The 13,799-nt window shown below is 64.6% G+C and carries 13 protein-coding genes; 7 read left to right on the top strand and 6 right to left on the bottom strand.

Translation table 11 applies throughout. The annotated features are described in order from the left end of the window. The first annotated feature begins 4 nt into the window (after positions 1–4). The 4 genes from BW970_RS09010 to BW970_RS08995 all read left to right on the top strand — a co-directional run bounded on the left by BW970_RS09010 (position 5) and on the right by BW970_RS08995 (position 4,509). Entirely contained in the window at positions 5–949 is a 945-nt protein-coding gene (locus BW970_RS09010) for an ABC transporter permease (protein ID WP_076530388.1), read from the top strand. Further along, the gene (locus tag BW970_RS09005; RefSeq protein WP_076530386.1) at positions 946–1,758 is read left to right on the top strand and encodes an ABC transporter permease; all 813 of its coding nucleotides are present in this window, start codon (positions 946–948) and stop codon (positions 1,756–1,758) included. Before BW970_RS09010 ends, BW970_RS09005 begins: the two co-directional genes overlap by 4 nt. 2 nt (positions 1,759–1,760) lie before the next feature. After that, entirely contained in the window at positions 1,761–3,407 is a 1,647-nt protein-coding gene (locus tag BW970_RS09000; RefSeq protein WP_076530384.1) for a dipeptide ABC transporter ATP-binding protein, read from the top strand. A gap of 61 nt (positions 3,408–3,468) precedes the next feature. Then, complete coding sequence (locus BW970_RS08995; protein ID WP_229740476.1) at positions 3,469–4,509, top strand: Glu/Leu/Phe/Val family dehydrogenase; 1,041 nt, start codon at positions 3,469–3,471, stop codon at positions 4,507–4,509. Positions 4,510–4,722: 213 nt separating this feature from the next. Here the strand turns inward: BW970_RS08995 and BW970_RS08990 are convergent, their stop codons facing one another. After that, entirely contained in the window at positions 4,723–5,481 is a 759-nt protein-coding gene (locus BW970_RS08990) for an SDR family NAD(P)-dependent oxidoreductase (RefSeq protein WP_076530381.1), read from the bottom strand. 163 nt (positions 5,482–5,644) lie between these two features. Between BW970_RS08990 and BW970_RS08985 the strand changes: the two genes are divergently transcribed. From BW970_RS08985 to BW970_RS08975, 3 genes are all read left to right on the top strand, one after another. Further along, on the top strand, positions 5,645–7,024 hold the full coding sequence (locus BW970_RS08985; protein WP_076530379.1) for an aldehyde dehydrogenase family protein: 1,380 nt from the start codon (positions 5,645–5,647) through the stop codon (positions 7,022–7,024). A 2-nt stretch (positions 7,025–7,026) separates the two neighbouring features. Continuing rightward, the gene (locus tag BW970_RS08980; protein WP_076530377.1) at positions 7,027–7,803 is read left to right on the top strand and encodes an N-formylglutamate amidohydrolase; all 777 of its coding nucleotides are present in this window, start codon (positions 7,027–7,029) and stop codon (positions 7,801–7,803) included. A gap of 76 nt (positions 7,804–7,879) precedes the next feature. Next, positions 7,880–8,488: a helix-turn-helix domain-containing protein gene (locus tag BW970_RS08975; protein ID WP_076530375.1), complete on the top strand. Its 609-nt coding sequence runs from the start codon at positions 7,880–7,882 to the stop codon at positions 8,486–8,488. A gap of 74 nt (positions 8,489–8,562) precedes the next feature. Here the strand turns inward: BW970_RS08975 and BW970_RS08970 are convergent, their stop codons facing one another. From BW970_RS08970 to BW970_RS08950, 5 genes are read right to left on the bottom strand one after another with little or no spacing between them, the layout of a single operon-like run. Beyond that, on the bottom strand, positions 8,563–9,948 hold the full coding sequence (locus BW970_RS08970) for a glutamine synthetase family protein (RefSeq protein ID WP_076530373.1): 1,386 nt from the start codon (positions 9,946–9,948) through the stop codon (positions 8,563–8,565). Between the two features lie 14 nt (positions 9,949–9,962). Next, positions 9,963–11,039: a branched-chain amino acid ABC transporter permease gene (locus BW970_RS08965; protein ID WP_076531039.1), complete on the bottom strand. Its 1,077-nt coding sequence runs from the start codon at positions 11,037–11,039 to the stop codon at positions 9,963–9,965. A 2-nt stretch (positions 11,040–11,041) separates the two neighbouring features. Beyond that, on the bottom strand, positions 11,042–11,944 hold the full coding sequence (locus BW970_RS08960; protein WP_076530372.1) for a branched-chain amino acid ABC transporter permease: 903 nt from the start codon (positions 11,942–11,944) through the stop codon (positions 11,042–11,044). Then, on the bottom strand, positions 11,944–12,645 hold the full coding sequence (locus BW970_RS08955) for an ABC transporter ATP-binding protein (protein WP_076530370.1): 702 nt from the start codon (positions 12,643–12,645) through the stop codon (positions 11,944–11,946). The genes BW970_RS08960 and BW970_RS08955 overlap by 1 nt, the downstream gene beginning before the upstream one ends. Before the next feature lie 12 nt (positions 12,646–12,657). Continuing rightward, the gene (locus BW970_RS08950) at positions 12,658–13,797 is read right to left on the bottom strand and encodes an ABC transporter substrate-binding protein (RefSeq protein ID WP_076531037.1); all 1,140 of its coding nucleotides are present in this window, start codon (positions 13,795–13,797) and stop codon (positions 12,658–12,660) included. Positions 13,798–13,799 lie beyond the last annotated feature (2 nt).

The raw sequence follows: 13,799 nt of genomic DNA, 5'->3' as shown, positions 1-13,799 counted from the left end.
AATAATGCTCAAATTCGCACTGTCCCGTCTTGCGGCAGCGATACCGACGCTTCTGATCGTGTCGGTATCGGTCTTCTGCCTGATCCGGCTGATCCCCGGCGACCCCGCATCGCTGATGCTGGGCGATCTGGCCGATGCGGCCAGCCTGGCCGATCTGCGCGCTCGGCTGGGGCTGGATGAACCCATCCACGTCCAGTTCGGCATCTGGATCGGCAATGCCCTGACCGGCGATCTGGGCCGGTCGATCACCAGCCAGCAGGAGGTTCTGCCCCTGTTGCTGGCCCGGCTGGCGGTCAGCGCCGAGATCGTGCTGATCGCCGTGGTTCTGGCGGCCATCGTCGCGGTTCCGCTGGGAATGGTCGCAGCGTGGCGACAGGGCGGGATGATCGACCTTGCGCTGGTCGGCACGGCCACGCTGCTGCTGTCTATCCCCGCCTTCTGGATGGGCTTGCTGCTGCTGTTGCTGTTCGTGCTGCATCTGGGTTGGCTGCCTCTGATCGGCTATGTGCCGATCCGGCAGGATTTCACGCAAGGGTTGCTTTATGTGATCCTGCCGGTCGCCACGCTGTTCCTGCACGAGGTGGGCGTGATCCTGCGCATGTCGCGCGCCTCTACGCTGGAGATCCTGCGGCTGGACTACATCCTTCATGCCCGTGCCAAGGGGCTGTCGGAACCGGCCATCCTGTGGCGCCATGCCTTTCGCAACGCGTTCGGCCCGACCTGGACCCTGCTGGGGATCATCCTGGGCAACCTGCTGGGCGGGGTTGCGGTGATCGAGACGGTGTTTGCCATTCCCGGTCTGGGGCGGCTGCTGATCGAGGCAATCTTTGCGCGGGATTACCCGGTGATCCAGGGATGCCTGCTGTTGATCGCGACGATGTATGTGTTGGTCAATCTGGTGGTTGACCTGCTGTATCCCCTGTTCGACCCACGGGTGACCGCACAATGAAAGATATTTCACCTGGCGCCCTTTGCGGCGCGGTGCTGACTGGTGGCCTGCTGGCCGTCGCGCTGCTGGGCGCGGTCTGGACACCGTTTGACCCGATGGCGCTGAACTTTGCCGCCCGGCTGGCTGCCCCGGATGCGGTGCATTGGCTGGGCACCGACGAATTCGGGCGCGACGTGCTCAGCCGCCTCTTCGCCGGTGCCACGACCAGCGTGTGGATCAGCTTTGTCACCGTCGCGCTGGCCGTTTCGGCGGGCACGCTGATCGGGGTTATCTCGGGCTATTTTCGCGGCTGGACCGACCGAGTGCTGATGATGCTGAACGATGCGCTGCTGGCCTTTCCGGGCATCCTGCTGGCGCTTGGCCTGCTGGCGATCTTTGGCGCCAACCAATACGGCATCGTGCTGGCGCTGGGGCTGGGCTATACCCCCACCGTGGTACGGATCGTGCGGGGCACGGTGCTGTCACTGCGCGAACGCGAGTTCATCGAGGCGTCGCGCGTGATGGGCAACTCCGATACCTACACCATGCTGCGCCATATCCTGCCCAACTGCATTGCCCCGCTGACGGTGCTGGCCACGTCGATGTTCGGCTGGGTTTTGCTGGCCGAAAGCGCGCTCAGCTTTCTGGGGCTGGGCGTGCCGCCGCCGGAACCCACCTGGGGCAACATGCTGGCCAGCGGTCGCCCCTTCATCTCGCAGGCCGTGTGGCTGGCGATATTCCCCGGTCTGTGCATCTCGTTCACGCTGCTGGGCGTGAACCTGCTGGGCGATGCGCTGCGCGACCGGCTCGACCCAAGAATGAGGCGCTGATCATGCAGAAAATTCCGCATGTCCTGGACGTTCGCGGACTGTCGCTCGAGGCGGGCCGGACCGGAATCCGGATCCTCCGCAACATCAGCTTTGACGTGCGCCCCGGCGAGATTGTCGGCATCGTCGGGGAATCCGGGTCGGGCAAGTCCATGGCGGCCCGTGCGGTCATGGGGCTGAACCCGCCGGAAATCCGCCAGACCGCCGGTGCCATCAATTTCGAGGGGCGCGACGTCGGCATCCTGGCCAAACGCGATCTGCGCGCCCTGCGCGGGGCCCGGATCGGCATGGTGTTCCAGGAACCGATGACATCGCTGAACCCGTCGATGACCATCGGCCAACAGCTTGAGGAAGGGCTGCGCCTGCATGTCAAGACCACGCGTCAGGACCGGCAGGACCGGATCCTGCAGATCCTTGATCAGATCGGCCTGACCGATCCCAAGGCCGCGCTGGCCGCGATGCCTCACCATTTTTCCGGCGGGATGCGGCAGCGGATCATGCTGGCCTCGGTCATGCTGCTGAAACCCGCGCTGCTGATCGCCGATGAACCGACAACCGCGCTGGATGCCGTGATCCAGCGCGACGTGCTGGAACTGATGGTCAGTCTGACGCGTGAAAGCAACACGGCCGTGCTGATGATCAGCCACGACCTTGCGATGGTGGCCAGCTATTCCGACCGCGTGGTCGTGATGGCGCAAGGCGAGGTGGTGGAACAGGGCGCAACCAGCCAATTGCTTGCCGCACCCCGGCATCCTTATACGCAAAAGCTGTTGTCCGCGCTGCCCCGTCGTGCAGCTGCGCGGGTCATTCCAGCCGCATCCGTTCCGCGCGTCGAGGTCCGGGGGCTAGTCGTCGACTATCCCGGCCGTGGCGGACTGTTGCGCCGTGGGGCCCCCAAGCGGGCGTTGAATGGCATCGACCTGTCGGTGCAACCCGGCGAGATTCTGGCCGTCGTCGGCGGGTCGGGGTCGGGCAAGACGACGCTGGGCCGGACCATCGCCGGTCTGATCGCCCCCACCGCCGGCGAAATCCGGTTCAACGGGGCGCCAGTCGGCACCGCGCGCACCAGCGACCGCGCCTATCGGCTGAACTGCCAGATGGTGTTTCAAGACCCCTATTCATCGCTGGATCCGCGCATGACCATTGGCGCGCTGGTGGCCGAGGCGCTGCGCCATACGCCTGGCCTGTCCGCGCAGGCCCGCCATGCGCGGGTCGGTGAGGCCCTGGACGAGGTCGGCCTGTCCGCGGATTTCGCGCCCCGTTATCCGCACCAGTTGTCGGGCGGTCAACGGCAGCGCGTCGCCATTGCCCGCGCCATCGCCGCGCGTCCGCAGTTCGTGATCGCGGATGAACCCGTCTCGGCGCTGGATGTGACGGTTCGCGCGCAGGTGCTGCACCTGTTTGCCGATCTGCAACGTCGCCACGGGTTTTCCTGTCTGTTCATCAGCCACGATCTTGCCGTGGTCGAACAGATTGCCGACCGGGTGGTCGTCATGGCGCAGGGGCGGGTGATAGAACAAGGCAGCCGCGATGCCATCTTCGACACCCCGCGCGAGGGGTATACCCGCGACCTGCTGCGCGCGATCCCGACGCTGTTCCCGACCGAACAGGGTGGGGTCCGGCCCGGATGGCGGCTGGCCTCCGGCGCCTGAACCGCCTGCATCCCCATGATCCGGCCCGGCGGCGGCCCGTATTCTGTCTCAGGAGACCACCGTGACCCAACCCGAAGACATCGTGGACTTTCACGACCCCGACACCGGCCTTGTCGGCTGTATCGTGCTGCACTCCACTGCACTGGGGCCAGCGGCGGGTGGTTGCCGCTTGTGGCAGTATGCCGATCCGCAGGCGATGCGCGCCGATGCCATGCGGCTGGCGGAAGGCATGAGCTACAAGAATGCGCTGGCCGGTCTGCCGATGGGTGGCGGCAAAGCGGTCATCCGGCGCCCTCCCGGCCACTTCAACCGTGAGGCTCTGTTTCGCGCATTCGGCCGCGTGGTCGATGGGCTGGGCGGGCGCTACATCACCGCCGAAGATGTTGGAACCTCGGTCGAGGACATGCTGGCCGTTGCCAGTTCCACCCGGCATGTGGCGGGCCTGCCTGCGGATGGCCCCGGCCCTGGGGGCGACCCGTCGCCCTGGACGGCGCAGGGGGTATTTGTGTCGATGCGCGCCAGTGTGCAGCGGCGGTTGGGCACAGATCTTGCAGGCTGTGTGGTGGCCATCCAGGGGCTTGGCCATGTCGGCAGCGCGCTGGCGGATCTGCTCCATGCCGCCGGGGCCCGGCTGGTGGTGGCCGATCTTTCCGACGCCCACGTCCGCCAGGTCGCAGCGCGCACCGGCGCGCGGATCGTTCCCCCGGACCGCATCCACGCGACCGAGGCGCATGTCTTCGCCCCCTGTGCGTTGGGGGCCGTGATCCACGCGGGCACCATCCCGGAACTCCGGGCCAAGGTGATCTGCGGGGCCGCCAACAATCAATTGGCCACACCGCAGGACGGCGCCCGGCTGGCCGCGCGCGATATCCTCTACGCCCCGGACTATGTGGTCAACGCTGGTGGGATCATCAACGTCGCAGGTGAACATCTCGGCTGGTCCGCAGACCAGACCCGCAGCCGCGTTCTGGAAACGGCCGGGAGGTTGGATCAGGTGTTCAGGTTTGCGGATACTGCCGGGGTGGCCCCGGACGTGGCCGCCGATGAACTGGCACGGGCGGCGATTGGTGCCGCAGCGCAGATCGTGCAGGCTCCGGCCTAGACGTTCAGTCACATGCACGGCGGATAAGGCCAGCGCGCCGCTTGCCTTCAGCCATATCGACGATCTCGCCCTGCGACAGGATACCCAGCTCACCACCGGCCTTGACGCCGTATCCGGGCAAGGGATACCGCGATCCTTTGATCGCCGCCCATCCTCGGGGGGTTCCAACCGAGTGTTGGCAGCCCCCAAGCGATACGGGCGCGACCGTCCCGGCTACATCCGCATCAGCAGGCCACCATCAACGGGAACTTCAATCCCGGTGATATAGCTGGCCGCATCCGACAGCAGGAACAGCGCAGCGTTTGCCATGTCCTGCGGCGTGCCTATGCGCCCCAAAGGCGCATAGGCCGCGACTGCCTTCAGCGTCTCGTCACTGTCCCAGCGCGCCTGAAGCGGGGTCGCCGTCATCCCTGGACAGATCGCGTTGGACCGGATCCCCTCGGCGGCCAGTTGCATGGCAAGGGATTTCGACAGCGCACAAAGACCCGCCTTCGAGGCCTGATAGGCATCCTGAGGGTTCGGGTCGCCACGATACCACTGAATGGTCGAGAAATGCACCATCGCCGCGCCACGCCCGGTCTTGCGCATGAAGGGCACGGCGGCCCGCGCGGTCAGCGCCGGGGCGGTCAGGTTGATTGCCAGAACCTTGTCCCAGGTCTCCATATCCATTTCAAGCACCGAGCGGTCACGGCCGAACCACAGCACGCCCGCGACATTGGCCAGATAATCGATGCTGCCCCGCACAGCACCCGCCTGCGCAATTGTGCGCGCGACAAAGCCAGCATCGGCCAGATCGCCGACGCAATAGGTCAGCCGATCACCATACCCGACCAGGCTTTCGGGTTGCGGCTTGAGGTCAATGGCAGTTACCGCTGCGCCAGCCTCCAGCAAGGCACGGGCAATGGCTTCGCCCATACCGCCACCAGCCCCGGTCACGACGGCATGTCGCCCGGAAAAGTCATATGTGATCATCTTGTAACTCCCGGAGGCCCGTTACTGCGGCGCCTTTATTCCTTGATTGCTGCGAGCCTAGCGCGTTTCGAAACGGAATCAAGCCAAAATAGAAAAAAGTTGCCAAAATAGAAAATCTCTGGTTGGAGTGACGAAGTATGCAAGTTCAGCAGGGCCCTCACACATGTCTCAGAACAGGTTTTCCGTAATCTCGCCGGTCGATGGATCGCTTTACCTGGAACGTCCTTTTGCATCGGAAGCGGAAATTTCGACGCGGTTGGCGGCAGCCCGCGCGGCGATGTCGGTATGGCGGCGCGTGCCGCTGGCCGAACGCAGCGCAATCTTGCTGCGCTTTGGCGCCGAAATGCGGGCACGCGCGGCGGCATTGGCCGAGGCCGTCACCTGGGGGATCGGGCGCCCGGCCTGGCAGGCAGACGAAACTCCGCGGCTTGCGCTGATCGGCGAACTGCTGACTGCGGCGGCAAGTGGCACGCTGGCCGATGCCGAATTTGAAACAGACACCGGAATCCGCCGCTTTACCCGCCCGGTCGCAAGCGGTCTGCATCTGTCGATCTGCGCCTGGAACTATCCGACAGCAATGCTGGGATATCTGGTCAGCCAGCCGCTGCTGGCGGGCAACGTGGTGATCCTGAAACACTCGCCCCAGGTTCCCGTCATCGCCGAACTGGCCGAAGAGGCATGGCTGGCCGCCGGGGGCCTTGCAGGGGCGTTCCAATGCCTGCACCTGTCGCATCCGGATGCCGAACGGCTGATCGCGGCCGGCAGCTTCCAGGCGGTCAACTTCATTGGCTCGGTCGCAGGGGGCAAACGGGTTCATGCTGCGGCCGGTGGCACCATGACCAGCGTACATCTGGAGCTGGGAGGCAAGGACCCCACCTACATCCGCGCCGATGCCGATATCGACCGTATCGTCGGCGATATTGCCGAAGGCTGTTTTTCGAATGCGGGGCAAAGCTGTTGCTCGGTCGAGCGCATCTATGTCGATCAGCAGATCGAAGGTCGGTTCACCGAAGCGTTGCTGGCCGAGGCCGCAAAATGGACCATTGGCCATCCGGTGCGGGACAAGGCAATGCTCGGGCCGGTGGTCAGTGCCGCCGCCGCAGGGCGGATCCGGGGCCAGATTGATGCCGCGCTGGCGGCGGGCGCACGGGGACTGTTGACGCCGACCAGCGATCTGGGCGCCGCCTATGTGCCCGCGACGGTGCTGGCGGGTCTGAATCACCGGATGTCGATCATGCGCGACGAGCTTTTCGGTCCCGTGGCCTGCATCCAGGCGGTTTCGGGTGATCAGGAGGCGATCGCGCTGATGAACGATTCCAGCTACGGGCTGGCCGCAGGGATCTGGACATCGGACATCGCGCGCGGGATCGAACTGCTGGACGAGGTCGAGGCCGGCACGGTGTATCTCAATCGCTGCGATCATGCCGACCTGTATCTGCCGTGGGGCGGGGTAAAGGAGTCGGGGCTTGGCCGGACCAATGGCCGGGTTGGCTTGCTGGAAACAACGGCGGCCAAGGCTTTTCACATCCGCACTTTGGAATGACCATGAATCTGCACAGGGATCAGGTCGCGCGACTGGCCGCCGATGCCGTCGAGACCCTGCACAGCGACAGCAGCAGCCCGCTGCTGTTACTCTGCGAACATGCCGGGGCGGTGATACCGGCGCCCTGGGGCACCCTGGGTCTGGATCCCGCATTCCTGACAACGCATTACGCGTGGGATCCCGGTGTCGATGGGCTTACGCGCGATCTGGCCGCACGGCTGACGGCGACGGCCGTGCTGACGCGCTACTCCAGGATCTTCACCGACTACAACCGCCATGCAGACGATTGGGATCACATGCGCCCGGATCTGGGCGGCATTCCGGTGCCCGGCAACCTGGCCATCAGCGGGGCAGAGCGTGCACTGCGCCGCGCCATTGCCGTAGCCCCGGTCGATCAGGCCATTCATCAGGCCCTGGACGGACGACACGCCATCGTTTCGGTGCATTCCTTTACGCCCGTCATGGCCGGGCAGCATCGCCCGGTCGATATCGGCGTGCTGTGGCGCGAGGAGACAGCCTTTGTCCGGGCAACGCTGGAGGGTTTGCACCGGCGCGCGCCGGCACTTGGGCTCCGGATCGGCAACAACGCACCCTATGACTGGCGCAAGGTCGAAGCCTACAGTCTGGACGCCCATGGCTTGAAGCGCGGTCTGCCTTGCCTCTATCTGGAGATCAACAATGCCCTGTTTGCGACCCGGACCGCCGAGACGCTGGCGCCGCTGCTGGCCGATGTGATGACCGAGGCTCTGGGCAAGGTTCTGGAAGCTGGCGCAGGATAGCAAACTGCGGCAACGACCGGCTGACACGGCGATGCCCAGACCCTATAGTGTCGCCGATAGGGCAGAAGGAAATGGAATGGTCTTGGACGAAGGTGTTGCTGGAGATCTTGGCGGGGCCATACGGCAGACCCGCAAACGGCTGAACCTCTCTCTGAAGGAACTGAGCGAACGCTCGGGCCTGACGGTTTCCCAGCTTTCCAAGCTTGAAAACGGCAAACAGCGGATTTCGGTCGATCTGGCGTTGAAGATCGCCGGGGTGCTGCATGTGCCGGTAACCTCGTTCCTGTCGGCGCCCAGCGTGCGGCCGCTGGCGCGGCGCTCGATCGTTCGGGCGGGCACCGGAACCCGGCATGAAACGCGCGGCATGGTGTTCGAAGTGCTCAGCAGCGACTTCCGCGACAAGAGCAACCTGTTCTGGAACGTCACGGTGACCGGCCGTTCGCTGGAGGAAACCGGCGGCTGGCGATCCCATGCAGGCGAGGAGTTTCTCCAGATCCTCTCGGGGAGCCTGATCCTCTATACCCAGCATTACGAACCGCTTTTGCTCGAAACCGGCGACAGCATCCTGTTCGACGGCGAAATGGAGCATGGCTATGTTTGCCACGGCGACGCGCCCACGCTGCTGTTCATGTCGAATTCCGTGCGCCAGTCGATACCCGCCAGCTTTCCGACCGCCGGATCTTAAGCGCGGCACCTGCTGATCGCCTAGGCCCGGATGCTGGCGGCGCGGCCCGCCGGAACGGTCGGGCCGCAGATTGCTCAGACAAAGTACCGCTGCCACTCGAAGTCGGTGATCCGCTGCGCGGCCCAGGTTTCATAGGCGGCAATCTCGTTGCGCCGGCTGTCCGCATAGTGATCGACAAAGGTGTCGCCAAACGCCGCACGACAAAAATCGGATGCTGCGAAATCCGCGATGGCGGCCGCCAGCGTCGATTGCAGCGGCTCGGCCGCCAGCGCCATCCCCGGCGAAACCGGCAGCGGTGCAATGCGGTTCTCGATCCCGTCCGCTCCTGCGGCCAGCATGGCGGCAAGGGTCAGATAGGGGTTGATGTCGGCCCCTGGCACCCTATGTTCGAAGCGGCAGGCGCTTGGGGTCGGCGTGGTGATGGCACGGATCGCAGCTGTGCGATTCTCGTATCCCCAGGACACATCCGTGGGCGACCATGCGCCCCGGTCGAACCGGCGATAGGAATTCAGCGTCGGGCGGAACATCACATGGGTGTCACGCATGTGGCGCAGCATACCGCCAAGGAAGTGCTGACCAACCTCGGACAGCGCATTCAACCCTGCCGCCAGTACCGGCGTATCGCCTTGCCACAGGCTGACATGGTGATGCGCCCCGCACGCACTTTCCTTGCCAGGTGGCTGAAATCGGGTCATGAACGTGGCGACCAGCCCGCGCTCGGCGCAAAGCTCGCGCAGATGCAATTTGGCGCGCATGGCATCATCCGCCGCCTCGACCGCCGGTTTCGGGGTCAGCGCGAACTCATACATCCCATAGCCATACTCGGTGACAAACGACGCGACACCGATGCCGAGCATGTCCATCCGGCGCATGAATTCTGCCACAAGATCCTGATAGTCTCCGCTGCGCACTAGGTCATAGTTGACCAGCGAATGGCCCCAGGGCTGCAACTCGCGGTAACGCCCCTGCTGCATCAGGGCATGATCGGCATGGAAGATGCCGAACTCATATTCCAGTGCGACCCGCGCCTCATACCCCAGCGCACGCAGCCGGTGATCCGCCGCCTGCAACGCGTGGCGCGGATCGACCGCACAGGGGGTGCCGTCCAGCATGTAACCGTTCATGATGATCGAGGCAGTGTCCCGCCGCCAGCCATGGTGCCGGATGCTGCCCGGATCGGCCAGAGCCTGGATATTGGGGTAGCCGTTGTCATCCGATGCCAGCACAGAGGCAAAGGCGGTATCGCCGATTGGCTGCCCATCCCCATGTGAGACGCAATAGAGGATCCCGTTCAGCGCATCCCCCGTGGCCGAAAGTTTCAGCGGCGAAATCTTGGAGCGGAACCCGCCCGCAATATCAACCATGTGGGAGTGAAGAAAGGTGACACCGGCGGCCTTCAGTTTTCTGTACTGCGCCTCGTATTCCGGCGCCCAGGCCGCTGCCTGTTCGGCAAGTTGCATTCTCGTTCCTCCTGTTATCGCTTGCGTGTCGGGGCGGTCCGTAACCACCTGGACAAAAAGTCATCGGCTTCCTGATGGCCCAGAAGGCCCTGAGGGCGCAGCGCCATGCACAGGACGATCACCGCCCCCAACGCGACCCCCGACAACCCAAGCAGCGTGGGCGTGGTATAGCCGCCGATGGTGATCCCGGATTCGACAGTGCGGATCAGTTCCAGCACCACCGACAGGATCACCGCGCCTGCCACCGCCCCCGAGACGCTGCCCATACCGCCCAGGATCAACATGGCCAGAGTCAGCATGACCTGTTGGAAATAGAACAACCGCGGGCTGATCGTGCCGCTGACCACCGCAAAGAGCACACCGGCAAGCCCACAAATCAACGCTGACAGAATCCAGGCACGCCGCCGCAGCGCCCGGCTGTCGATGGCGATGGAGTCTGCCGCCATCTGGTCTTGCGCGCTGGCACGCAACTGCAAGCCTCCGGGGCTGTCGCGAAACAGCCGGGCAATGAGGATCACCACGACAGCCGCCAGCAGAACACCGGGCAGGCCCACCAACTTGGGAATCCCGAAAAAGGCCTGGTTGCCCTTGAACAGTGCAGGCCAGTGCAGGAATACGGAATGCACCACGATCAGAAAGGCCAGGCTGACGATGGTCGCCGCAATTCCCGACAACCGCGCGATCACCCGCGCCGTGGTCCAGGCGATCACCCACACCACCCCCAACGCCAGCAGCCCGCCGGGAAACCAGTGCAATTCCACCGCAGACAGACCAAAGGGCGCATTGGGGATCGACAGTTTCTTCATCGCCAGCGGCGTGGTCAAAATGGCCATACCATAGGCCCCCAGGCCGACAAAGGCACTGTGACCCAGATGCACGATGCCGGAATTGCCGGAATAGACCTGCAAGCCCACCACGATCATCAGATTGATCAGCGCCATGGTCGTCAGGTGCTGCACCCAGCCCGGCGCCGCCAGCAGCACGGCCAGGCCGATAAGCACCACGGGCAGAGCGGTCAGCGCGCCACCGGCCAGGCCCCGCGCCCACCAACGCAGCGGTCGGGCGATGGGGGCGACGGATTGAACGGTCATCATCAGAATTCCTTGTCGCCCAGATCACGCCGCGACCCGAACAGGCCCTCTGGCCGGTAGACCAGGATCAGCGTGACGATCACATAGGTCAGTGCCTCTTTCAGGCCGCCCATCTCCTGCGGCAACAGGACCAGCAGCCCGACCTCGATAAACCCCAGCAACATCCCGCCAGCCGCAGCACCGAACAGCGACCCGAACCCGCCGATCACGCAGGCGACAAAGGCCTTGAGCACCAAGGAAAACCCCATGTCGGGCGTGACACCGCCCCGCCGCGCCAGGATGAATACGCAGGCGATGCCCGCCAATGCGCCCGAAATCACAAAGGCCGCCGCCACAACGCGATTGGCCTGGATCCCCATCAGCCGCACAGTGGCGAAATCGCGCGACGCGGCACGCATCGCAATCCCCAGCGACGAGCGCCCCAGAAAGCCCCCCAGTGCCAGCATCGCCAACAGCGCGACGACCAGTTCCATCACCTGCAAGGACGAGACCGCCCAAGGCCCGATATGCCAGGTTGCATTCAGCCCGTTGAGTGCCGGAAAGGCCTGGGGCCGGGGCGAGATCAGCAGTTGGAACAGGTTCTGCAACACGATGCTGACGCCAAAGGCCGTCAGCAATCCGGTCGTGACCGGCGCATTGCGCACCGGGCGAAAGGCCACCCGCTCTAGCGTGACCGAAACCGCGATAGCCGCAGCAATCGCCAGTCCGATCACCAACAGCGGCGCACCAAGGCCAAGCCCCGCGAACAGCAGCGCCGCATAGGCAGAGGCGGCGATCACCTCGCCATGGGCAAAGTTCACCAGACCCATGATCGAGAATACCACGGCCAGGCCCAGGGCGATCAATGCGTATTCCGCACCGAAGGCCAGGGCGTTCAGCAGTTGCTGGATCAGATATTCCGTCATCACGCCCCGCCCAGATAGAGTTTCATCACATCGGTGCCCGCCAGATCCCGTGGTGTGCCGCGATAGCTGATCCGGCCCGACGCCAGCACGCAGACCTGATCGGCAAATCGCATCGCCTGCGCGGCATTCTGTTCCACCAGGATCACCGTAAGCCCCTCGGACTTCAGTTGGCCGATGAGGTCGAAGATCCGCGTGACGATCAGCGGCGCCAACCCGAGCGACGGCTCATCCAGCAACAGCACACGCGGGCGCGACATCATGGCCCGCGCGATTGCCAGCATCTGTTGTTCGCCGCCCGACAGGGTACCGGCAGGCTGGCCGATGCGTTCGGCCAGCACCGGGAACAGCGTCAGGTACCGTTCGGTATCCGCGCGCACCCCGGCCTTGTCGCGCCGCAGTGCCGCCCCGAGCCGCAGGTTCTCGGCCACAGTCAGATTGACAAAGATCCGCCGGCCCTCTGGCGCCACGGCAATGCCGCGGGCGATACGCTCTTCGACCGACAGGCGCGAGATATCCTCGCCCCCCAGAGTGATGGTTCCAGTCGCGGGAACAAGCCCGTTGATCGCCCCGATGGTCGAGCTTTTGCCAGCACCGTTCGGACCCAGCAGGGCGATCAGCTCGCCCTGCCCGACGGCCAGTTCCAGGTCAAGAACCGCCCGGACTGGCCCATACCGGACCGAAACCTTGTCCAGGTGCAGCATTTCGGTCACAGGTCAGCGCCAGTCCGGCACAAAGGCCGGGACACGATCCTGCAGGACCACACGTTTGCCATTGCGAAACCCGATGACCGGAACCGTCTTGACCGGGGCGCCACCGTTTTCGGCGTAAGAGATCACCTCTGCGGTGATGCCGGGGTTTCCACCCTCGGCCCGTAGTGCCTGCCGGATCGCAACCGGATCGACAGACCCGGCACGCATCGCCGCAGCATGGGTCTGCAACACCATATCGGCGCCAAGCGCGTCAAAAATCCCCTGCACCGCAAAGCCCTTGCTGCGGCAATCCGCCAGAAAGTCATCAATCCGCCCGCCGGTGCCGGTTGGGCCATGGGTGCCGAAGATCACCTGCTCCAGCGTTGCCGGGTCAGTCACCGTGCCCTCCAGCGACGGGTCGTCGAACCCGTCAGACCCGATCACAAGGCCGTTGAACCCATTGGCCCGCAACTGGCGAATGAGGATACCGATATCGGGCAACACGGACGAGATCATCACCGCGTCAGGCGCTGGCGACATCGCACGGATCTGCGCGATCTGTGGCGACCAGTCGCTGGTTCCGATGCTGTGGCTCAACCGGCCGCTGACCGTGCCGCCCAGATGTTCGAAGCTCTGGCCGAACCATTCAGGCAGCATCTCGGACCAGGATCCGGCATCCGCCGATTTCAGCAAGACGACATTGCGGGCACCGGCGGCATAGGCGGCCTCGGCCGTTGCGGCGCCGTTCACCGGGTCGGGCACCGCACCGGCGATGAAATTCTCGAAACCCGCGATCTGCATCTCGACCTGGGTATTCGGGGCCGAAAACACCGTGGCCCCCGTGGCCTCGGCAATCTGGGCAATGGGGATCAGCGAATCCGGGAACGGGATACCCGTGACGACCTGTGCGCCGCGATCAAGAAACTTCTGGGCGATGGTCACCGAAAGCTGAGGCTCCGACCGGGTATCCTCGATCATCAACTCGATCTTCGGTCCCTGACCGGCAGCATTCAGCCTGTCGGCCATGCAGCGTGCGCCCTCGACCTCGGCATAGGGCGCATAGGCCCCGGTCAGCGATGCCGCAATGCCGATGCGGAGATCGTCGGCGATGGCGGCGGCCGGCAGCGCCAGTGTCATCGCCACGCCAAGGCCCGTGCGTTTCATGG

Origin of the sequence: Gemmobacter megaterium, from assembly GCF_900156815.1 — a bacterium.
GTDB classification, from domain to species: Bacteria; Pseudomonadota; Alphaproteobacteria; order Rhodobacterales; family Rhodobacteraceae; genus Wagnerdoeblera; species Wagnerdoeblera megaterium.
This window is presented reverse-complemented; position numbering and strand designations above follow the sequence as displayed.

Excerpts from the sequence above, each read along its gene's own strand:
- BW970_RS09010 (WP_076530388.1), top strand. The coding sequence starts at position 5 with ATGCTCAAATTCGCACTGTCCCGTCTTGCGGCAGCGATACCGACGCTT.
- BW970_RS09005 (WP_076530386.1), top strand. The coding sequence starts at position 946 with ATGAAAGATATTTCACCTGGCGCCCTTTGCGGCGCGGTGCTGACTGGT.
- BW970_RS09000 (WP_076530384.1), top strand. The coding sequence starts at position 1,761 with ATGCAGAAAATTCCGCATGTCCTGGACGTTCGCGGACTGTCGCTCGAG.
- BW970_RS08990 (WP_076530381.1), bottom strand. The coding sequence starts at position 5,481 with ATGATCACATATGACTTTTCCGGGCGACATGCCGTCGTGACCGGGGCT.
- BW970_RS08985 (WP_076530379.1), top strand. The coding sequence starts at position 5,645 with ATGTCTCAGAACAGGTTTTCCGTAATCTCGCCGGTCGATGGATCGCTT.
- BW970_RS08980 (WP_076530377.1), top strand. The coding sequence starts at position 7,027 with ATGAATCTGCACAGGGATCAGGTCGCGCGACTGGCCGCCGATGCCGTC.
- BW970_RS08975 (WP_076530375.1), top strand. The coding sequence starts at position 7,880 with ATGGTCTTGGACGAAGGTGTTGCTGGAGATCTTGGCGGGGCCATACGG.
- BW970_RS08970 (WP_076530373.1), bottom strand. The coding sequence starts at position 9,948 with ATGCAACTTGCCGAACAGGCAGCGGCCTGGGCGCCGGAATACGAGGCG.
- BW970_RS08965 (WP_076531039.1), bottom strand. The coding sequence starts at position 11,039 with ATGACCGTTCAATCCGTCGCCCCCATCGCCCGACCGCTGCGTTGGTGG.
- BW970_RS08960 (WP_076530372.1), bottom strand. The coding sequence starts at position 11,944 with ATGACGGAATATCTGATCCAGCAACTGCTGAACGCCCTGGCCTTCGGT.
- BW970_RS08955 (WP_076530370.1), bottom strand. The coding sequence starts at position 12,645 with ATGCTGCACCTGGACAAGGTTTCGGTCCGGTATGGGCCAGTCCGGGCG.
- BW970_RS08950 (WP_076531037.1), bottom strand. The coding sequence starts at position 13,797 with ATGAAACGCACGGGCCTTGGCGTGGCGATGACACTGGCGCTGCCGGCC.